This window comes from Cellulomonas sp. NPDC058312 (assembly GCF_042880135.1).
Taxonomy (GTDB): Bacteria; Actinomycetota; Actinomycetes; order Actinomycetales; family Cellulomonadaceae; genus Cellulomonas.
In genome coordinates this window covers 241,026-261,737 of sequence record NZ_JBHVZE010000003.1, presented here as the reverse complement: position 1 = coordinate 261,737, position 20,712 = coordinate 241,026, and the positions used below count along the sequence as shown (strand labels likewise).

The 20,712-nt window shown below is 75.7% G+C and carries 17 protein-coding genes; 7 read left to right on the top strand and 10 right to left on the bottom strand.

The window, feature by feature from the left end; genetic code table 11:
* Positions 1–3 precede the first annotated feature (3 nt).
* From ACFVXN_RS10120 to ACFVXN_RS10080, 9 genes are all read right to left on the bottom strand, one after another.
* A complete protein-coding gene (locus ACFVXN_RS10120; RefSeq protein ID WP_389231233.1) occupies positions 4–3,312 on the bottom strand; it encodes a discoidin domain-containing protein in 3,309 nt (1,102 codons plus the stop codon).
* Between the two features lies 1 nt (position 3,313).
* Positions 3,314–4,135 (bottom strand): ABC transporter permease, encoded by an 822-nt coding sequence (locus tag ACFVXN_RS10115; RefSeq protein ID WP_389231230.1) that lies wholly within the window; start codon positions 4,133–4,135, stop codon positions 3,314–3,316.
* A 3-nt stretch (positions 4,136–4,138) separates the two neighbouring features.
* Positions 4,139–5,347 carry an ABC transporter ATP-binding protein gene (locus tag ACFVXN_RS10110; protein WP_389231227.1) on the bottom strand — a complete coding sequence of 403 codons (1,209 nt, stop codon included), beginning with the start codon at positions 5,345–5,347 and terminating at the stop codon, positions 4,139–4,141.
* A complete protein-coding gene (locus ACFVXN_RS10105; protein ID WP_389231224.1) occupies positions 5,344–6,414 on the bottom strand; it encodes a glycosyltransferase family 4 protein in 1,071 nt (356 codons plus the stop codon). The genes ACFVXN_RS10110 and ACFVXN_RS10105 overlap by 4 nt, the downstream gene beginning before the upstream one ends.
* The gene (locus ACFVXN_RS10100; RefSeq protein ID WP_389231221.1) at positions 6,407–7,567 is read right to left on the bottom strand and encodes a glycoside hydrolase family 99-like domain-containing protein; all 1,161 of its coding nucleotides are present in this window, start codon (positions 7,565–7,567) and stop codon (positions 6,407–6,409) included. The genes ACFVXN_RS10105 and ACFVXN_RS10100 overlap by 8 nt, the downstream gene beginning before the upstream one ends.
* A 216-nt stretch (positions 7,568–7,783) precedes the next feature.
* Positions 7,784–9,067: an NAD(P)H-dependent oxidoreductase gene (locus ACFVXN_RS10095; protein WP_389231218.1), complete on the bottom strand. Its 1,284-nt coding sequence runs from the start codon at positions 9,065–9,067 to the stop codon at positions 7,784–7,786.
* A complete protein-coding gene (rfbC, locus tag ACFVXN_RS10090; RefSeq protein ID WP_389231215.1) occupies positions 9,064–9,618 on the bottom strand; it encodes a dTDP-4-dehydrorhamnose 3,5-epimerase in 555 nt (184 codons plus the stop codon). Before rfbC ends, ACFVXN_RS10095 begins: the two co-directional genes overlap by 4 nt.
* Positions 9,615–10,643, bottom strand: a complete 1,029-nt coding sequence (locus tag ACFVXN_RS10085) for an NAD-dependent epimerase/dehydratase family protein (protein WP_389231212.1) — start codon at positions 10,641–10,643, stop codon at positions 9,615–9,617. Before ACFVXN_RS10085 ends, rfbC begins: the two co-directional genes overlap by 4 nt.
* A gap of 4 nt (positions 10,644–10,647) precedes the next feature.
* Complete coding sequence (locus ACFVXN_RS10080; RefSeq protein WP_389231209.1) at positions 10,648–11,472, bottom strand: glucose-1-phosphate cytidylyltransferase; 825 nt, start codon at positions 11,470–11,472, stop codon at positions 10,648–10,650.
* A 321-nt stretch (positions 11,473–11,793) separates the two neighbouring features.
* On the opposite strand from ACFVXN_RS10080, the gene ACFVXN_RS10075 reads away from it, so the two are divergent.
* The gene (locus tag ACFVXN_RS10075) at positions 11,794–12,636 is read left to right on the top strand and encodes a polysaccharide deacetylase family protein (protein WP_389231206.1); all 843 of its coding nucleotides are present in this window, start codon (positions 11,794–11,796) and stop codon (positions 12,634–12,636) included.
* 25 nt (positions 12,637–12,661) lie between these two features.
* The gene (locus ACFVXN_RS10070) at positions 12,662–13,921 is read left to right on the top strand and encodes a glycosyltransferase family 2 protein (protein WP_389231203.1); all 1,260 of its coding nucleotides are present in this window, start codon (positions 12,662–12,664) and stop codon (positions 13,919–13,921) included.
* 275 nt (positions 13,922–14,196) lie between these two features.
* Here ACFVXN_RS10070 and lhgO read toward each other — a convergent pair whose 3' ends face one another.
* Positions 14,197–15,417 (bottom strand): L-2-hydroxyglutarate oxidase, encoded by a 1,221-nt coding sequence (lhgO, locus tag ACFVXN_RS10065; protein WP_389231200.1) that lies wholly within the window; start codon positions 15,415–15,417, stop codon positions 14,197–14,199.
* Positions 15,418–15,559: 142 nt separating this feature from the next.
* On the opposite strand from lhgO, the gene ACFVXN_RS10060 reads away from it, so the two are divergent.
* The 5 genes from ACFVXN_RS10060 to ACFVXN_RS10040 all read left to right on the top strand — a co-directional run bounded on the left by ACFVXN_RS10060 (position 15,560) and on the right by ACFVXN_RS10040 (position 20,678).
* Positions 15,560–16,435: a glycosyltransferase gene (locus tag ACFVXN_RS10060; protein WP_389231197.1), complete on the top strand. Its 876-nt coding sequence runs from the start codon at positions 15,560–15,562 to the stop codon at positions 16,433–16,435.
* Entirely contained in the window at positions 16,432–17,616 is a 1,185-nt protein-coding gene (locus ACFVXN_RS10055) for a glycosyltransferase (protein WP_389231194.1), read from the top strand. The genes ACFVXN_RS10060 and ACFVXN_RS10055 overlap by 4 nt, the downstream gene beginning before the upstream one ends.
* A complete protein-coding gene (locus tag ACFVXN_RS10050) occupies positions 17,546–18,136 on the top strand; it encodes an acyltransferase (RefSeq protein ID WP_389231191.1) in 591 nt (196 codons plus the stop codon). The genes ACFVXN_RS10055 and ACFVXN_RS10050 overlap by 71 nt, the downstream gene beginning before the upstream one ends.
* 81 nt (positions 18,137–18,217) lie before the next feature.
* On the top strand, positions 18,218–19,306 hold the full coding sequence (locus tag ACFVXN_RS10045; RefSeq protein WP_389231188.1) for a glycosyltransferase: 1,089 nt from the start codon (positions 18,218–18,220) through the stop codon (positions 19,304–19,306).
* A gap of 136 nt (positions 19,307–19,442) precedes the next feature.
* Positions 19,443–20,678 (top strand): glycosyltransferase, encoded by a 1,236-nt coding sequence (locus ACFVXN_RS10040; protein WP_389231185.1) that lies wholly within the window; start codon positions 19,443–19,445, stop codon positions 20,676–20,678.
* Positions 20,679–20,712: the final 34 nt, after the last annotated feature.

Genomic DNA, 20,712 nt, shown 5'->3' with positions numbered 1-20,712 from the left:
GGGTCACCCGGCGGCGGGCCCGTAGGCCGCGAGCCGGGTCAGGGACAGGGGCCAGGTGGGCTCCGGGCGGACCGGCTCCCAGGCGGGGAACAGCCCGCCGTTCTGGCCGGAGTAGACGAGGTCGGGGACGGTCACGCCGCGGCTGGTGGTGCTGGGCACCTGGATCCGGACCGCGGTCGCGGTGACCGGCTCGAACTCCACCGAGGACGTGCGCTCGAGGAACAGGCCGTCGCGGCTGCCGACCTCCTGCCACGCGCCGTCGGCGCCCTGGACGCTCACCGTGTAGGCGCGGACGCCCGCGGTGCAGCACCGGATGCCGGCGCTCTCGACGACCACGCGGTCGATCGGGGTGGGCGCCGCGAGCGCGACCTCGACCCAGGGCGTCACGTCGGGTCCGTCCTCGGTCCGCGCGCCGGCCCGCCACGGGTCGGCGCCCGCGCCGTCGCCCGCGACGAGGGCCGCCGGGTCGGTGCCCTCGGTGGACGAGCTCGCGGTGACCGTGCCGCCCTCGAGCAGGTTGGCGCCGGTGGGCCGGACGGCGGCGACGGCGAGCCCGGCCGCGGCGGGCGCGGTCAGGTACACGGGCGCGCCGGTGACGGGCAGCTCGGCGGGCTGCCCGGCGGTCACGTCGAGGGTCCGGGTGCCGCCGTACAGGTCCGTGACCGTGACGGTGGTGTCCTGCGTGGCCGTCACGGCGGCGCGGGTGACCTCGTCCTGCGTCCAGACGGCGAGCAGGGCGTCGTCCGCCACCGCGCCGCCGATCCCGCTGGACCGGGTGCCGCCGACCGACGGGCCGAACGCGAGCGCGTGCAGGGCGGTGTCCCCGGTGTCGACCGCGGTCGGCGCGGGTCGGCCCTCGAGCAGGCCGGAGCTCGTCGCCATCGCCAGGGCGCCGGGCTTCACGAACGACCCGACCTGGACCAGGGACCAGGTGAACCCGCCCTCGCCCCAGCCGCCCTCGCTGAAGAAGTACATCCACTCGTCGACCCCGAGCTCGCGCATCCGCAGCGCGCTCCGGGCGACGTCGTAGGCCTGGCCCCACTCGTTGGCCGGGCCGTCCGACCACCAGCCGGACTCGGTGTCCCAGACGGCGGGCCGGTCGGCGCCGCAGGCGTCCAGCACGGCGTCGAGCGCGGTGATCTGCCCGATCGGGCCGCCGGCGCCCTCCTCGTCCCAGGACCGGTTGAACCCGGAGTACGGGTGGATCCCGACGACGTCCATCGAGGCGCAGCCGCCCGCGTCCACGAGCTGCTGGTACCAGGGGACGACGACGTTGAGCGCGTTGCCGCCGATCACCCGGGCCTGCGGGTCGACCGCGCGCACCGCCGCGGCGAACGGGGCGAGCACGCGGGTCGCGTAGTCGCCGCCGTCGCCGAAGCCGGTGTTGTTGGGCTCGTTCCACGGCGCCCACAGGTGCAGGTCCGGGGCGCCGGTGCGCAGCGCGGTCGCGATGGCCTGCACCCAGGCGCCCCAGGTGCCGGCGTCGACCGCCTCGTGCTCGGCCTCGCCGCCCTGGCCGACCTGGACGTAGAGCTGCACGCCGGTCCGCGCGGCGAGCGTCGCGGCGGCCGCGACGTCCGCGAACGGGTCGCCGTCCTCGGCCCCCGGCAGCGCGCCGAGGTCCAGCGCGCCGACCGCCGGGGTGGCGGTGACGTCCGGGACGAGGCGCGAGAAGTCGAGCTGCACCCGGTGGGTGCTGACGCCGAGCTGCCCGGCGAGCTGCACGCCGCGCAGCGGCCCGGCGCCGCCCCAGTCCGCCCCGTCCGCGAGCGCGGCGGGGTCGTACGTGGCACCCTCGGCGCCGACCGCGTAGCGCAGGCAGGTCGCGGTGCGGACCTCGCCCGTCGCCTTCTCGACCAGCTCGGCGTGCACCTCGTACGGGCCGGGGCGCGCGGCGGGCAGCGTCAGCGGCACCTCGCCGCCGGCCGCGGGGATCGCGACGGTGCCCGACGTGGCCTCGACCGGCGGGTCCAGCCACGGGTCGCCCGTGACCTCGTAGCGCAGCTCGTAGGCGTCGCCGACCGCGCCGAACCACGGCTCGAACTCCGCCCGCACCGCCGGGGTGCCCCCGGGGGCGACGTAGCCGTCGACGGCGTCGGTGGCCAGGCCCGCGCCGTAGCCGAGCCGGTCCAGGGTCGAGGCGTGGTTGACGTCCCAGGTGACGGGGGCGTCGAGCAGCAGGTCCAGGTCGGCGTCGCGCACCCGGGACAGCTGGAGGCCCTCGGCCCCGTCGCGGGGCGAGACGAAGTACACCGCGTCGCCGTGCCGGACGAACGGCGTCAGGTCCGCGAACCGGAACGTCGACCCCTGGCCCTCGCCGGACAGGGCCATCCGGCGCCAGACGCCGTCGGGACCGACCTCGACCAGGCGCCAGGTGGGCCCGGCGAGCAGCAGTCCGCCGTCCGCGGCCGTCGCCACGCCGGTCGGGTGGTCGAGCGTCGACGCGCCGCCGTTCGCGGAGCCGCCGGACAGCGGGCCCTCGACCCGCAGGCCCGGGGTGCCGTCGGCGGCGTGCTGCACGACGGAGATGGTGGAGGACTGCTCGTCGGCGTCGCTCATCACCACGAGCGTGCCGTCGTCCTGCGGGTAGAACCGCGGGTAGACGCCCCAGTCGAGCTCCGGGCCGTCGCCGTCGACCACGCCGCCGGCGCGCAGCAGCGCGAGCCGGTGCGAGCCGCTGAGCACGACGGTCGCGAGGACGTCGTCGTGGCCGGCGGACCAGCCGAGCACGGCCTGCACCCGGCCGCGGTCGAGGCCCGCGAGGTCCCAGGTGGTCGACGGGTCGGTGCCCGTGGTCCACAGCCCCACGGTGCTGCCGCCGCGCGCCCCGGTCGCGGCGAGCACGCCGCCGTCGGTGGTCAGCGCGAAGCTGCTCGGCGCGAGCTCGGGCGCGGACGCCTCGACGACCACGGGCGTGCCCGCGTCGCCGGTCGCGGTCCACCGGTCGATCGTGGTGGTGGCGCCGTCCTGACGCAGGGCGGCGACGTGCCCCGCCACGGCGGCGAGCTGGCTCGGCACCGCGGTGCCGATCGACGGCACCAGCGCGTCGACCTGCGCGACCGGGGCGTCCGCGGCGAGCGCGGAGTACCGGTCGGGGTCGGCGACGCCGCAGACGCGCGCGGCGGCGGCCCCGGCCGCGGGGACCTCGGCGACGGCGCTCGCGCCCGAGCCCTCGCGGGACGCGGCGAGCTGCCACACGCCGACGCCGGCGGCGGCCAGCACGGCGGTCATCCCCAGGGCGATCCCCGCCCGGGCCCGGCCGGCGGGCCGGGTCGGACGGGGTGCGGGTGCGGGCGTCGTCGGCGTGGTCACGTCAGATCACGTCCGCGAATCCGCGTTCCATCTTCGAGAAGATCAGGGCGCCGCCGACGAACACGACGACGCTCACCCCCGCCGTGGCGGCCATCTGCCACAGCGCCGGCTGCGCGAGGTCGAGCAGCGACCAGCGGAAGCCCTCGAGGATCCAGGTCAGCGGGTTGATGTCGAACAGCCAGCGCACGTTGCTGCCCACCTCGGACAGCGAGTACGCCAGCGGGGACGCGTAGAGCAGCGTCTGCATCGCGAACGGCACGATGTAGGCGACGTCGCGGAACTTCACCATCAGCGCCGAGCAGGCCATGCCGATCCCCGACGCGAGCAGGACGACCGCGAGCAGCCACAGCGGGAGGGTGAGCACCGCGACGCCCGGGGTGATCCCGTAGACGACCAGCAGCACCACCATCAGCGCCGACGCCACGAGGAAGTCGACCAGCACCGACAGCACGGAGGACAGCGGCACCAGCAGCCGGGGGAAGAACACCTTCGACACCAGCGCCTGGTTGTTCACCAGCGACGGTGCCGCGCGGCTGACGATCCCGTTGAACAGCGTCCACGCGAGCATCCCGGCGAACGAGAACACGAAGTACGGGACCCCGTCGCTGCTGAGGTTCGCGATCTGGCCGAAGACGACCGAGAAGATGCCCGCGCTCAGCAGGGGCTGCAGGATCACCCAGATCACGCCGAGGGCGGTCTGCCGGTAGCGCAGCTTGAGGTCGCGGATGCCGAACCGGGTGAAGACCTCGCGGGCCTCCCACATCTCGCGCCACGCGGGCAGCGGCAGGCGGCCGGGCGGGTTGATGACAGTCGTGCGCGCCACGGGTCAGCGCCTCTCGTAGTCGAAGTCGGCGAGGACGAGGCCCGCGTCGAGGCCCTCGTCGGAGACGGCCTGCGGGTAGGGCAGCACCGGGTGGATCTCGAACCGGCCCGCACCCTCGAAGGAGTCCAGGACCCCCGAGGAGCAGACGAACAGGTCCACGGTGTACTCGCCGGGCTTGAGCCACGGCTCCTTGATCGTCAGGGCGATCTTCTGCTCCTGCGACGGGTCGAGCCACAGGCCGGTCACCCGGGAGTCGAGCTGCAGGATCGTGGTCCCGCGGGCGTCGTTGATGTGGCACGAGACGAAGTACTTGCCGATGTACTCCTGGTTCGCGGACACCAGGAACTCGATCGTCTTGGGCTCGGTGGTCTTGTACAGCGGGCTGGACACGGTGGCGGACGTGATCCGCACCTCGCCCGTGCCCGGGCGGCGCTCGATGTCCGTCTGGCTGATCGACACCCGGTCCCGGCTGGTCTGGTAGAGCTCGATCGCGTCGTCCACGGAGCCGTGCATCACGAGCTTGCCGTGCTCCAGGAAGATCGCCGAGGTGCACAGCGACTTCACGGTCTGCACCTGGTGGGACACGTAGAGCACGGTCCGGCCCTCGGAGGCGACGTTGCGCATCAGGTTGAGGCACTTGGCCTGGAACTCCGCGTCGCCGACCGCGAGCACCTCGTCGACCGCGAGGATCTCGGTCTCCAGGTGCCCGGCGACCGCGAACGCCAGCCGGACGTACATGCCCGAGGAGTAGCGCTTCACCGGGGTGTCGAGGAACTTCTCCACGCCGGAGAAGTCCACGATCTCGTCGAACCGCTTCTTGATCTCGCTCTTGCGCATGCCGAGCAGCGTCCCGTTGAGGAACACGTTCTCGCGGCCGGTCAGCTCGGGGTGGAACCCGGTGCCGACCTCGAGCAGGGAGCCCACCCGGCCGACCAGCTCGATCCGGCCCCGGGTGGGGGCGGCCACGCGGGTGAGCAGCTTGAGCAGCGTGGACTTCCCGGCGCCGTTGCGGCCCAGGATGCCGACGGCCTCGCCGCGGGGGATCTCGAAGCTCACGTCGTCGAGGGCGCGGAACTCCTCGAACTGCGGGCGCTGCAGCGGGTGGCGCACGCGCTGCAGGACCGCCTCGGCCGCGGTCGACGGGGCGTCGTCCGTGGTGGCGATCTTGTAGGACTTGCCGACCCCGGAGGCCCGGATGGCGACGTCGGTCATGTGTGGTCTCCGTGCAGCTGGGCGGGGCGGGCGGGTTCGCGGTACAGGCGCTCGTAGGCGTCGGCGACCGCGGTGAGCGAGAAGGAGCGGGACCGCTCCAGGCCGGCGGCGGACAGGGCCGCCCGGCGGTCGGGGTCGCGCAGCAGGTCCGCGAGGGCGGTCCCGAGCGCGTCCAGCTCGGCGAGGACGGCGACCCGGCCCTCGTCGCTGACGTAGCGCGCCCCGACGTTCGGGGTCGCGACCACGGGCAGGCCGGACGCCATCGCCTCCGCGTACGGGATGCCGAAGCCCTCGTACGACGACGGCAGGCAGAACACCCAGGCGCGGCGGTAGGCGTCGGCGAGGTCCTCGTCGGACAGCCGGCCCAGCACCCGGATCCCGGGGCCCGGGTCGACCGGGGCGTCGCGGGTGACCATCCACAGCTCGGCGTCCGGGACGTGCGGGCGCACGTCGCGCAGGAACGCTGCTGCGAGGTCCGCCCCGCGCTTGCGCCCGTTCCAGGTGCCGACGAACAGGATCACCGGGTGGTCGGCACGGCCGGCCTCGTCGCCCGGGGTGAACCGGGTGGTGTCGACGCCGTTCGGGATGACGTCGTGCGAGCGCGGCACCCAGCGGCGGGTCTGGGGCGAGACGACGACCACGCGGTCCGCGACGACGGACGCCAGCACCTCGGTGAAGCCGAGCAGCAGCATCCGCAGCTTCTCCTTGACGCCGCGGATGTGCCGGGCCTCCTCGAAGCAGGAGCCGTGCACGGTCCGCAGCTGCAGGGGCGCGCGGCGGCGCCACAGCCAGTAGTCGTCGCCGTGCGCGTGCACGACGTCGTAGCCGCTGTAGTCCTGGCGGCGCAGGGCGCTCGCGAACCGGAACGTGCGCAGCGCGCCCGACATCGCGATGTGCCGGTGGCCGTAGGCCGCGCCGGCGACGGGCGGGCAGTCGCTGAACATGTCGACGTGGTGGCCCCGGCGGCTGAGCTCGGTCGCGAGCTCGTGCGCCTGGAAGCCCACGCCGATCTTGCTGCCCGACGGCAGGTAGTACGACAGCATCGCGATCCGGAGGGCGTCAGCCATGCGCGACCCCGTCCGACGGGGCCAGGTCCTGCGCGGGCGTGAGCACCCGCGCCGGCTCGGTGCGCAGCGTGCTCGACGCGGTCAGCCCGGCGTGCAGCGCGCGCAGCCACCCGTGGCCGTGCTCGAGGTCGGGCTCGAGGTAGTTGCCCTCGGCCCACTCGTTCCACGACTTGACCCACAGCAGCCGCTCCTGGGCGGGGCGGTCCTGCAGGGTGTCGACGGCCTGGCGGACGTGCCGGCCGAAGATCTCGGGGGACGACCCGGTGATCGCGAGCCCGCGCGCGCCGGACCGGGGCGTGTTGTCCCAGCTCGGGTAGACGCAGGGCTGCAGGTGCTCGGAGATGCCGGCCGGCGCGGGCTGGAAGTCCGCGGCGTGCGGGTAGATCTCCGGGCGGCCGAGCTTGCGGCCGACGCGCATCCGCAGCACGTCGGCGCGGGTCTGCCGGGCGGGGATCCGCATGTAGACGCCGGCGTCGAACCCGGCGGCGTCCACGTCGGTGTACTTCGGGCCGCGGCCGAGCAGGTCGGACACCTCGGCCACCAGGTACAGGCCCGGCAGTCCGGCCGCGCGGGCCATGCCCTGCCAGCGGTCGACGAACGCGGCGGCGTCGGGGAGGTCCTCGGGCCGGAACACGTAGAACACGGGCCGGTCGTCCACCCGGAGGTAGCGCTCGTCGCGGAACGCGGGCAGCAGCGAGTCGAAGTGCGCCTGCTCGTCCTCGGGTCCGGGGTAGGTCTGCTCCATCAGGACGCGGTCGCTGGCGCCGTGCCAGATGCCGCTCCAGGTCTGGTTCGCCCACGCGAGGCAGAACTTCACGGACGGGGCTCCGGTCGCGAGCACCTCGGTGAACGGGCGCTCGAGGATCCGCCGGCCGCCGCCGAACCAGTAGTGCCAGTAGACGAACGCCTCGACGCCGTAGCGCTGGGCGAGGTCGCTCTGCGCCTCGCGGGCCTCGGGCATCCGCAGGTCGTAGAACCCGAGGTCGGCGGGGATGTGCGGCTGGACGTGCCCGCGGAACAGCGGCCGGGCCTTCGCGGTGTTCGTCCACTCGGTGAAGCCGGGGCCCCACCACGCGTCGTTCTCCGGCACCGGGTGGAACTGGGGCAGGTAGAACGACACGGCGCGGGCGCGCAGGTCGGTCGGTGCGGTCATCGGCGGTAGCCCTTCGTGCTGCGCGGGTGGCGGTGGCCGGTGCGCTCTGCTGGAGTCTATGAGTGGATATGTCCGGTTTGTCCGCCGGTGCCGGGTGAACCGGTCGGCATCCGGGTGATGCGGCGCGGTCGGCCGGCGAGCGCCCCCGGACGCGGCGAGTGCGCCCTCGCGAGCGGGCGCAGTCGCCGCCGCGGGGCGCACCCGGCGCCGGTGCCCTCAGACGAGGGCGGCCTGGGACTCGCGGAGCGTGTCGACCAGGCGGCCCTCCGGGAGGGTGACGTCGTCGTACGTCAGCGTCGCGTCCTTCGGGACGTCGCGGACCAGGGTGCAGCCCTGCGCCACGCCGACCGGCAGCAGGCGCTCGGCCCGGGTGACCGGGGCCTTCTCCGCCTGGCCGTAGTAGTGGTACCCGCCGAGCGCGTCCAGCACGGTGCCCGCGGCCAGGTCGGTCTTGGCCGTGGTGACGACCTCCACCGTGGGGGCGCCGAGCGGCCGGATCGTCGCGTCGCCGAGCAGGAACGCCCGGGCGATCGTCGTCGGCACCTCGAAGTGGCACAGGTGGTACGGCTGGTAGAACGAGTAGAGCGGCCCGGTGCCGAGCTTGTAGAGCTCGAGGTAGTGCCGCTGCTTGGGGTCGTCGTGCGTCGCCAGGACGTACACGCCCGGACCCGGCCGGGCGCCGACCACGTAGTCCACGGCGCCGCCCAGGGCCCGCAGCTCGTCCACGTCGTACCGCGACGTGAGCTCGTCGACGTGCCCGTCGTGGTCCATGCCGAGCATGCCGCGGCGGTGCACCGACATGCCGGTGGCGTTCGCGACCAGCGCCTGCTCGACCGACACCTTCGTGCCGTCCGCGAACGACGTCACCATGTGCGGGTCCTGGCCCCACCGCTCCGCGAACGCCTTCTGGGTCGTCGGGGTGCGGTACTCGTCCTGCAGGCCCTTGATGTTGCCCGCGACCAGGGGCGTGAGCCCGAGGCCGGACACGAACCGGTGCAGGTTCATCTGCACGCCCGGCTGGTCGCCGTCGCAGCCGGTGTAGACGACGCCGGCCTTGTCGGCGAGGCGGGCCAGCTCCGGGCCGACGGTCGCGTCGACCTCGGCGTTCATCAGCACCAGGTGCTTGCCGTGCTCGAAGCAGGCCAGCGCGACGTGCGCGCCGAGCTCGACCGCGCCGGTGACGTCCACGACCACGTCGACCGCGTCGGACGCGACGGCCACGCGGTAGTCCGCGGTCACCGCCGGGGTGCCGGCCGCCGCGGCCCGGGCGAGCGCCGCGGGGGAGTCCACCTCGACGACGCCCGTGAGCCCGGCCTCGGTGTACGCGCGGACGCCCTGCTCGGGGTGCCGGGCCGCGATCGCGACCACGTCCATGCCGGGCACGGAGTTGACGATCTGGTTCACCAGGCCGCGGCCCATGAACCCGGCGCCGACCAGGGCGACCCGGATCGGCTTCCCGTCGGCCTGGCGCGCCTTGAGCAGCGAGTCGACGACGATCATCGGGCCACCTCGGCGTCGGCGTCGGCCTGGACCAGCGGCCAGGCGGCGTCCTTGTCGGAGACGACGGTGACCGGGACCGGCCACGTGATGCCGAACGCGGCGTCGTCGTACCGGAAGCCCTGCTCGCCCTCCGGGGCGTACGGGCCGCTGACCTGGTAGACCACCTCGGCGCCGTCGGTGAGCGTCTGGTAGCCGTGCGCCACGTACGGCGGGATGAACAGGGCCCGCCGGTTCGCGGCCGACAGCTCGACCATCACGTGCTCGCCGTAGGTGGGGGAGTCCGGGCGGACGTCCACGGCCACGTCGACGATCGCGCCCGCCGTGCAGCGCACCAGCTTGCCCTCGGCGTACGGCGGCACCTGGCGGTGCAGGCCCCGCAGCGTGCCGGCGACGTGGTTGTACGACAGGTTGCACTGCACGACGGCGGTGTCCAGGCCGTGGGCCTCGAACTCCGTGGTGTCGAACGTCCGCGCGAAGAACCCGCGGTCGTCGCCGCGCTCCTCGAGGTCGACGATCATCACGCCGTCGACGGCGGTCGGGGTGTACTTCACGGGTTCACCGTCCAGAACAGCTCGGGGTCGACCTGGCCGGTCTTGAGCAGGTGCTCGATCTGCGCCAGGCGGGTGTGGCCGCGACCGGTGAAGGTCTCGGTGTCGAGGGCGATCTGCTCGAACACCCGGTGCAGCTGGGCCGCGCCGGCAGCGGCGTCCCAGTCGGTGTCGAAGCCGGGCAGGACCTCGCGGATCTTCGCGAACGACACCCGGTAGGACCGGTTGTCCGCGCCGGGCTCGCCGAACGACACCTCGCAGCCGGGGAACTCCGCCCCGACGGTCTCGGCGATCTGGCGGACCGTGTAGTTGTTCGCGTCCGCGCCGACGTTCAGCACCTGGTTGTGCACGGCCTCGCGGTCCGCGTCGAGCACCGCCCGGATCGCCTTGGCGATGTCCAGGCCGTGCACCAGCGGGCGCCACGGCGTGCCGTCGGAGGTCATCGCGATGCGGTGCGTGGTCCACGCCAGGCCGGCGAGGTTGTTCAGCACGATGTCGAACCGCTGGCGCGGGGACGCGCCGAACGCGGTCGCGTTGCGCAGGAACGTCGGGGAGAACTCGTCGTCCGCCAGCGCGGTGACGTCCCGCTCGACCAGGGCCTTGCACTTGGCGTACGCGGTCTGGGGGTCCGTCGGGCTGGTCTCGTCGACCGTGCCGTCCGCCACCCCGTAGACCGAGCACGACGACATGTAGACGAACCGGCTGACGCCCGCGCGCTTGGCCGCCGAGGCCAGGGCGACCGAGCCGTGGTGGTTGATGTCGTAGGTGACGTCGCCGATCCGGTCCCCGATGGGGTCGTTGGACAGCTCGGCCATGTGGACCACCGCGTCGTACCCGGCGAGGTCGTCCGGCGTGACGTGCCGGATGTCCTTGACGAGCGTGTGCGGGGTCTCGCGGACGCCGTTGTAGAGCCAGCCGTTCTTGTAGAAGCCGGTGTCGAGGCCGGTGACCTCGTCGCCGCGGCTCAGCAGCGTCGGTGCGAGCAGGCTGCCGAGGTAGCCCTCGGTGCCGGTGACCAGGATGCGCACGTGCTCAGTCCTCCCAGATCTTCCACGGGGCGCGCCCTGCGTCCCACAGTCCGTTCAGCTCCGTCCAGTCACGGAACGTGTCCATGCCCATCCAGAAGCCCTCGTGCTCGAACACCGAGAGCTGGCGGTCCCGCGCGAGCTGCTGCAGCGGCGCGCTCTCGAGCATCACGCCCGGGTCGTCGTCCAGGTACTTGTCGACGAACGCCCGCTCGAAGACGAAGAACCCGCCGTTGACCCAGCCGTCCGCCAGCGTCGGCTTCTCGTTGAACTCGACGACGGTGTCGCCCTCGACCCGCATCTCGCCGTACCGGCTGGACGGGTGCACGCCGGTGAGCGTGCCGAGCAGGCCCTGCTCGACGTGGTGGCGCAGGGCGCCGGTGATGTCCACGTCGCCGATGCCGTCGCCGTACGTCAGCGCGAACCGGTCGGCGTCGAGGTGGTCGGCGACCCGGCGGATGCGCGCGGCGGTCGCCGTGGTCAGCCCGGTCTCGACGAAGGTGATCTCCCAGTCCTCGGCGCCGGCGGCGTTGTGGAACACCGGCTCGCCCTCGGGGCCCTGCGCACCGAGCCGGAGCGTGAAGTCCGAGGTCAGGTGGCGGTAGTCCAGGAAGTACTGCTTGATGAGGTCGCTCTTGTAGCCCAGCGCCAGCACGAACCTGCGGAACCCGTGCTCGCTGTAGGTCTTCATGATGTGCCAGAGGATCGGGCGGCCGCCGATGTCCACGAGCGGCTTCGGCAGCTTCTCGCTGGCCTCGCGGAGACGCGTCCCCATGCCGCCGCACAGGATCACCACCGGGATGTCGGCGGGCGACAGGTCGCCTGCGGTCATGGCTCCTCCTCGAAGAGGGGTACGGGGGTTGTCGGTCGCTTCCCGCGACCTGTCCCGAGGCTAGTCCGGGCAAATCGCCCCAGACAGGTACAGACGGGTGAAAACCGGACATTCCGCCCAGATGCGCGGCGAGAGCACGCGGCTGCCGCCCGTCCGGGGCGGCCGGGTCCCCCGGACGGGTGCATGGGAGCAGCCGTCGACCTGCCGATCAGTCAATCGGGTGAAAACCGGCAAAACGGACACGCCCGCGGTCGGGGCGCGGGCACACTTCTCCCGGGGGTCGGTGGTGGCCGCCCGCGCGCGAGTCACGAGGGGGAGCGGATGTCCGCCCAGCACGAGCAGGCACGGCCCGCGGCGACCGTCCGCACCACCCGCGCACCCGGCGAGGTGCACGTCCTGCGGCGCGACCTCGGCGACTTCGGCTCCCCGGCACCGCGACCCGTCCGGCACCGCGCGGTGATGCGCGTCGCCGGCCCGCTGCTGCGCCGGTACTCCTGCACCATGTGCGTCGAGACCGCCGACCCCGTGCTCGCGCTCACCTACGACGACGGCCCCGACCCCGCGCACACGCCCGGCCTGCTCGACCTGCTGGCCGACCGCGGCGTCCGGGCGACGTTCTTCGTGCTCGCGGACGCCGCCGTCGTGCACCCCGGCCTGGTGCGGCGGATCGTCGCCGACGGCCACGAGCTCGCCCTGCACGGCGCCGACCACACCCGGCTCAGCACCCTGCCCGACGCGACCGCCGTGGCCGTCGTCGCCGACGCCCGCAAGCGCGTCGAGGACGTGGCCGGCGTCCCCGTCACCCTGTTCCGCCCGCCCTACGGCGCGCACACCCCCGGCACCCTGCGCGCCTGGACCGCCGGCGGGCTCGACGTCGTCATCTGGTCCGGCTGGGCCGAGGACTGGTACGACGACACCGCCGAGGCCGTCACCGCCCGCGCCCGCCGGTCCGTGCACCCCGGCGGGATCCTGCTGCTGCACGACACGCGCGCCGACCCCGAGGCCCTCGGCCCCGGGGAGGAGATGCCGCGCTTCGACCGCGCCGCCGTCTCGGCCGGTCTCATCGACCCCCTCACCGCCGAGGGCTGGACGTTCGACACCGTGGGCGGACTGCTCGCCCGGTACCCGCGCGTGCGGACCGTGATCCGGGAGCTGATGTCATGAGCGCAGCCGCACCAGGGGCCCTGCCGTGAGCGCCCTGCGGGACGGGGGCGCGCACCCCGGGCCCGACGTGGAGCTCACCGTCGTCATCGCCGCCTACCAGGCCCAGGGCACGCTCGGCGACCAGCTCGACGCGCTCGCGCGGCAGACCGCGACCTTCCGCTGGGAGGTCGTCGTCGCCGACAACGGGTCCACCGACGGCACCGTCGAGGTCGCCCGCACCTACGCCGACCGCCTGCGGCTGCGCGTCGTCGACGCCTCCGCCACCCGGGGCGCCGGGGCCGCGCGCAACGTCGGCGTGTCCGTCGCGCGCGCGCCGCTGGTCGCGTTCTGCGACGCCGACGACGTCGTCGCGGACGACTGGGTCGCCACCGTCCGCGACGCCCTGCGCACGCACGCGTTCGTCGCCGGCCGGTTCGAGGGCGCGCGGCTCAACGCCCCGCGCGTGCTGCGGTCCCGCACGCTGCCGCAGCAGGACGGGCTCCAGGAGTCCGGCCACCTGCCCGGCCTGCGCGCCGCCGGCGCCGGGAACATGGGCCTGCGCGTCGAGGTGTTCCGCGCGGTCGGTGGGTTCGACCCGCACTGCCGGTTCCTCGAGGACACCGACCTGTGCTGGCGCGTCCAGCTCTCCGGCGTCCCCCTGACCTGGGTGCCCGGGGCGGTCGTGCACGTCCGGCTGCGCGGGAGCCTGCGGTCCGCTGCCCGGCAGGGCTACGACTACGGCACCGGCGAGCGGTGGCTCGCGCTGCGGTACCGCGAGCAGGAGGCCCGGCTGCGGGCGCTCGCCGCAGCGGCGACCGGCGACGGCACCGGCGGTCCCGCTGGGCCCGGCGACGTGGGCGCCCGGCGCGCGGAGCAGGCGGGCCGGGCCGATCTGGCCGCCGACGAGGCGCGCGAGGACGCGGAGACGCTGTCCCGGGGTGCCCAGGCCGGTGCCGCGATGAGCGGGGCGGCCCGCAGCGTCACCGACGCCGCCGCCGTGACCGCCGGCGCGCTGTCCGCGGGGGCGCTCGCGGGCGGCGGTCTCGAGGGCGTCGCGCTCGCCGGAGCCGCCCTGGCCGGTGCGGGCATCGCGGCGACCCGCCCCGAGGCGCGCCCGGGTGCCCGCCGCGCCCTGCGCCGCGCCGCCACCACCCTCGGCGGCCTGGCCCGGGTCCGCAGCGTCGGCGAGCTCGGCGCCTGGTGCTGGGACCTCGGCTGGGGCACGGGCTACGCCTTCGGCCGCGTCGAGGTCCCCCCGCCGGTCACCGTCGCGCCGTCCCCGACCCCCGCCGGCGCCCGCACCTGACCCGCGGTGCGGCACGCGCCGCCCCCGCCGCCGCACCCGCCGCGCCCCCCCGCCCCGCCGCGCCGCGCCCCGCCCCGTCGCCGAGATGACAGCGCGCGCGTCTGCCCCTGGCCCTCCCCGCAGGCGAGGGTCGTCATCTCGGCGAGAGGTCACGACACGCGGGTGCGGGGTGGTGCGGGGCAGCGTGTCGTGACCGCTCGTGCGGCCGGACCGGCGCGGACCGGCGCGGTCCGGACCGGCGCGGGCGTGCGGCCGGCCCGGCGCGGGCCCGGGGGTCAGGCGGCGGTGCGGGTCGGGAGGGTGGCGTCGAGGCGCTCGACGATGTGCCGGGCGATCTCGAGCGACGCGGTCGCCGCGGGGGACGGGGCGTTGAGCACGTGGACCTGCCGGGCGGTGGTCTGCAGCAGGAAGTCGTCGACCAGGCCGCCGTCGCGGCGCAGGGCCTGGGCGCGGACGCCGGCGGGTGCGGGGACCAGGTCGCCGGCGGTGATCCCGGGCACCAGGCGCGCGAGGCTGCGGGCGAACGCCTGCTTGGACAGCGACCGGCCGACCTCCGCGGCGCCGGGCACGAGGTTGCGCGCGGCGAGCCGCCACAGGCCGGGCCAGGCCAGGGAGTCCGCGACGTCGGTCAGGGAGACGTCGGTCCAGGTGTAGCCCTCGCGGGCCAGGGCGAGGACCGCGTTCGGGCCGGCGTGCACGTGGCCCTCGATGCCGCGGGTGAGGTGCACCCCGAGGAACGGGAACCGCGGGTCGGGCACGGGGTAGATCAGCCCGCGGACCTGCTCGCCGGCCTCGGGGGTGAGCTCGAAGTACTCGCCCCGGAACGGCACGATCCGGGCCTCGGGGTCGAGGCCGCTGGCCCGGGCGATCCGGTCGGCGTGCAGGCCGCCGCAGACGACCAGCGCGTCGGCCTCGCGGTCGGCGCGGTCGGTGCGGATCTCCACGCGGCCAGGGGCGCCGGGCGCGTCGGGGACCGTGCGTGCGGCGACGACCTGCTCGCCGAGCACGATCCGGCCGCCGGCGGCCTCGACGTCGGCGGCGAGCGCGCGGCAGATCGCGGGGTAGTCGACGATCCCGGTGGACTCGACGCGCAGGGCGGCGACGGCGCGGACGTGCGGCTCGTGCTCGCGGGCCTGCTCGGTGGTGAGGCGGTGCGCGGGGACGCCGTTGGCGACGGCGCGCTCGGCGAGCTTCGCCAGCCCGGGCAGCTCGGCCTCGGTGGTGGCGACCACGAGCTTGCCGCAGATGTCGTAGGGCACGCCGCGGTCGCGGGCGTAGGCGGCCATCGAGCGCGCACCGGCGGCGGCCATCGTCGCCTTGAGGCTGCCGGGCGGGTAGTACAGGCCGGAGTGGATGACGCCGGAGTTGCGACCGGTCTGGTGCAGGGCGAGGCCGTCCTCCTTCTCCAGGACGGTGACCTCGTCGCCGCGGGCGGCCAGCCGGGCGGCGACCGCGAGCCCCACGATGCCCGATCCGACGACGACGACGTGGCTCATCCCTGCTCCTCCCCGCTGGGCCCCGACGGGGTCCCTGATGCGCCGAGGCTAGCGGTCCGATCTGCCCGCTATGTCCTACTTCACCCCAATTCACCCTTCGGGCGGTGCTGCAACCCCCGAACGCCTGTCTACGCTCGTCGGCATGACCCCCCCGACCACCGTGAGTGCCGTCGTGTACTCGCGCGACGAGGCCGACCTGCTGCGCGACTGCCTCCCGCTGCTGGCCGACTTCGACGAGGTCCTGGTCTGCGACATGGGGTCCTCCGACGACACCGTGGCGGTCGCCCACGCGCACGGCGCCCGCGTGGTGCCGGTGCCGGACGCCCCGGTCGTCGAGCAGGTCCGCCAGCTCGGGCTCGACGCCGCGACGTCGGACTGGGTGCTGTTCGTGGACGCCGACGAGCACGTGCCCGCCGGCTACCGCGCCGCGCTGGCCCCGCTGCTCGACGGCGCGGACGACCTCGCCGGTGTCCGGGTCCGCTACGACAACGTCGCGTTCGGCCGGATGCTCGCGCACTCGCTCCAGGGCAGCGCGAAGTACGCCCTGCTGCGCCGCGGCCGCGCCCGGTACGCCGAGCCCGCGCTCGCCCACGTGCCGCCGGTGCTCGACGGCCGCGCGGTCGACGCGCCCAGGTCGGTGCCCCCCATCGCGCACCTGAACTTCCGGTCGGTGGCGCAGACGACCGAGAAGATCGTCCGGTACGCCGACAACAACCCCGCGCGGTTCACCCGGCTGGACGACCCGGTCCTGCTGCTGCGCGAGCTGCTGCGCAGCACCGTGTTCAGCGGTGCGTGGCGGGACGGCCGCGCCGGGTTCGCCGTCGCCGCCCTGCACACCTTCGGCCACCTCTACGGCTCGCTGCTGGAGGCGGAGCGCGCCGGGACGCTCGACCGCCCGCTGCCGCGCCGCACCACCGGGCTGCTCGCGGCGGCCGAGGGCGCCCAGCGCGCGGTCGTGGCGGCCCGCGACGCCGTGCGCGGCACCGCCCGGCGCGCGACCGCCCGGCGCGGACGATGACCGCCCCCGCGGTCGCGCCCGTCGACCGGCTGCTGCACGTCACCCGGCTCCCGCCCAGCCCCAGCGGCGTCGCCGCGTACGCCCAGACCTTCCGCGCGGTGCTCGACGAGATCGGCGACGTGCGGGTCGAGCGGCTGCCCGCGGAGCCGGCGGCCTCGCAGTCCGCGGCGCTCGCGGTGTCGTTGACCCGCCGTCTCGCGCGCCGGACCGCGCGCCGTGACCCGGGCACGGTCGTGCTCGTCGAGCAGGCGGGCCGAGGGCTCGCGGAGTTCTGGGCGGCGTGGGCGCTGGCCCGCCGCGGCCGCCGCGTCTGGCTGATGGTGCACGACGTGCCCGAGCTGTCCGGCGGCGCGTTCTTCACGACGCGCCTGGACCGCAAGGGCGGCCGCCGGGTCGCGGCCGCGCTGTCGGCGACCCTGGGCCGCCTCGCCGAGCGGGACCTGCTGCGTCGCGCCGAGCGGGTGCTCTGCCTGTCCCCGGCGGGCGCGCGGGCGCTCGAGGCCGCGCACCGGCTCGACCGGACCGTCCTCGACGTCCCGCACGTCGCCGCCGCGGGCGACGGACCGCAGCAGGGCCGCACCGAGGTCCTGGTCCCCGGCTACGTCGGCGCCGCGGCGGACGTCCTGCCGCTCGTCCGTGCCGCTGCCGACCTGCCGCCGGGGTGGACGCTCGCCGTCGGTGCTTGCGCGCCGGGCACCGAGCGCGAGCTGCGGGACGCGGCGGTGGCCCTCGGCACCGAGCACCGGGTCCGGCTGCTGGGCTTCCAGTCCGAGGCGGACGTGCGCCAGTCGTTCGCTCGCGCTGCGGTGGTCGTGCGGTGGCGCCGCGACGGCTGGGGCGGCGGCGGCGCGTACGCGGTCAGCGGGCCGCTGGTCGCCGCGATGGGCCAGGGGTGCGCGGTCGTCACGAACGACTCCCGCGGCGCCGTACACCTGTTCGGCCCCGGCGGTGTGCTGGTGGTCGGCGACGGGTCCGACGGCGAGCGCGAGCTCGTGGCCGCGGTCGCCGCGCTGACCGCCGACCCCGTCGACCGGCTGCGCCGCGGGGAGGCCGGCCGGGCGCTGGTCCGCCGGGAGCACGCGCCCCGGGCGATCGCCGAGCGCCTCCTGGGTGCGCCGGCGCCCGAGCAGCACGACCCGACGCCCGCGCACGCGGGTTCGGCACGCGGGAAGGACGACTGACGTGGGACGACGCGGAGAGCTGCTGTTCAACAGGGCGCTGACGCACGTGCCGAGCAACAGCCTGCGGATCCGGACGCTGCGGCGCCTGGGCGCGGACCTCGGTGAGCACGTCTACCTGTTCGGCAGCTCCGAGGTGCTCGAGCCCGGGAACCTGCGGATCGCGGGCCGCTGCCACGTCGGGCGCTACTGCCAGATCGACGCGCGCGGCGGCATCGACATCGGGTACGACGTGGTGATCGCGAGCCACGTCCTGCTGGTCACCGCCGACCACGACCTGCGGGACCCGGGCTTCGGCGGCCGGCTCGGTCCGATCACGATCGGCGACCGCGCGTGGCTGGCGAGCCGGTCGACCGTGGTGCGCGGGGTGACGATCGGCGAGGGCGCCGTGGTCGCCGCGGGTGCGGTGGTGACCGAGGACGTGGCGCCGTGGACGATCGTCGGCGGCGTCCCGGCGAAGCCGATCGGCGTGCGACCCCGGGAGCAGACCTACCGGATCGACTACGGGCCCGAGCGCTACTGACACCCTCGTGCCCCTGGGCGCGGCGCGCGCATCTGTGATCGGCTGGGCCCCGACAGGTGTTCCGCGGACGCTGGGGGCGTCATGGTCGACCCGCACGGATCCACCGGCAGCAGCCACGGCGCCGCCGTCGACGTCTCGGTGGTGATCGCGGCCCGGGACGCCGCCCGCACGCTGCCGGAGCAGCTGGGGGCGCTCGCGGACCAGCGGCCCACCGCGCGCTGGGAGGTGCTGGTCGCGGACAACGGCTCGACCGACGGCACGCCGGACCTGGTGCGCGCGGCCGCGCGCGAGCACCCGTGGCTGCGGCTGGTCGACGCGTCGGGGACCCGGGGCGCCGGGGCCGCGCGGAACGCCGCCGCCCGGCACGCCCGCGGCGACGCGCTGCTGTTCTGCGACGCGGACGACGTCGTCGGCCCGGGGTGGGTGGACGCGCTGCACGGCGCCCTGCGCGGCGCGGCGCTCGTGGCGGGACGTCTCGAGTGGGCGCTGCTGAACGACCGGTCCGCCCAGCGGTCCCGGGCGCTGCCGCAGGTCGACGGGCTCCAGCACGAGGAGCCGGTCCCCTGGCTCGGGTGCGCGTCGGCCAGCAACCTCGGGGTCCGGCGGGCGCTGTTCGAGCGGCTGGGCGGCTTCGACACCCGCGCGCGCTACCTGCAGGACACCGACCTGTGCTGGCGGGCCCAGCTCACCGCCGGCGCGGACCTGGTGTTCGTGCCCGACGCGGTGGTGCACATGCGGCTGCGCCACGGGCTGCGGGGGGCGTGGCGGCAGGGCCGGGGGAGCGGCATGGGGCAGCGGTGGCTGGCCGCGCGGTACGCGGGCGTGGCGCGCGAGGCGGGTCCGGCGGCTGCCCCGGGCGAAGCGGTCGAGCCCGGTCCGGCGCTGCGCGGAGCGGTCGAGCCCGGTCCGGCGCTGCGCGGGGCGGTCGAGCCCGGTCCGGCGCTGCGCGGGGCGGTCGGGCCCGGTCCGGCGCCGCGTGGTCGGGCGGGGCGGGTCGTCCGGCGGGCGGCGCACGTCGGCGGCGACCTGCTGCGGGTGCGCTCGTCCGGTGACCTCGCGCGCCTCACCTGGGACACCGGGTGGGGCGTGGGGTACGCGCTCGGCGGGCTCGGCGACCCGCCGCCGTTCCGCGCGCACGAGCCCGAGGGTGCGTGCGCCGGGGCGCCGTGACGGTCGACGGGGGTGAACAACTGCGCCAGCCGGGTGACCCGGGTCGACGCCCGCCCGTCCGGTTTGGGACGATATGGGGTACTCGTCCGTCGACTGCCCCGCGCCGCCGCCGGACCGACCCCGACCGGAGGTGACCGTGCCCGAGCCCGCCGACCGCGCGGACGTCTCCGTCGTGGTCGTCGCCCGCGGCGACGAGCCGGGCCTGGCAGCCGGGGTGTGCTCGGTGCTGACCTCGCTCGACCACGCCGCCCGTCCGAGCGGGGGCGCCGCCCACCCCGGGACCACGTGGCTGCGCGGCGAGCGCCTGCACGGCGAGGTGCTGCTCCTCGTGCGCGACGTGGGCCTGCTGCCCGCCGACCTCCCGGGTGACCCGCGGGTCCGCGTCGTCGCGGCGTCGGGTGCGAGCGGCGGACGGGCCCGGAACCTCGGTGTCGCCGCCGCCCGCGGCCGCTACCTGCTGTTCACCGACCCGGCGTCGCGGGTCCCGCCGACGTGGGTGGCGGTGCTGACCGAGCCGCTGCGGACCGGCCACGCGGACCTCGTCGGCGGCCCGGTGCACCTCGCGTCGTCGTCGGCGGCGCGGTCGTGGCTCACGCCCGAGGTCGCCGCGGCCTACCTCGACGTCGTCCCGGACCCGCCCGGCGCCGCGTTCTCCGGCTCGAGCGCGGGCGCGACCCGCGCGGTGCTGGAGGCCGTGGGGTTCGACGAGGACCTCGGTACCGCGCGCCTGCCCTACACCGGCGACGTCGTGTTCCGCCGGGACGTCGTCGCCACGGGGCTGCGTGCGGTCGCCGTCGACGGCGCGTCCGTCGAGCGGGTCCTCCCGGAACCCGAGCTGACGCCGCGCGCTATGACCGCCCGGGCGCGTGCTCACGGCCGGGGAGCCGCGTACGTCGACCGCCACCTGCGCGACGTCCGGCCCCCGCTCGCCGCGACCCTGCTGCGGCTCGCGGGGCGGGTCGTGCTCGCGAGCGCCCCGGGTCGGGGCGTCGGTGCCCGCCTCGACGCGCACGCCGCCGTCGCGTACCACCGCGAGCTGCTGCGGCTGCGGGGCGCGCCCTACCGCGAGCGACCCCGCTCCGCGGCCGGCGACGTCCCCGGTGGGGCCGGTGCGCCCCGGGCGGCCGCGCCGGCGGTGCTGGTGCCGCGCGACTCCGTGCCGCCGACCGCGCTGCCGCCCGCCGTCGAGCGCCCCGTCGTGCGCGTCGTGGCCCGGGACGACGCCCGGCGCGGGTCGGTGGCGCAGTTCTGGGGTCGGGGGCGGTCCCGCGCGGGCGACGTGCGCGCCGCCGACCTGCGTGCCGCGCAGCCGGCGACCGGTCGCCGCGCGGCGCCGCCCGCGCCGGACCTCCGCGAGCCGACCGCCTCCTGACACCCCGCGGGGTGCCCCACTGCACGGCACCCCG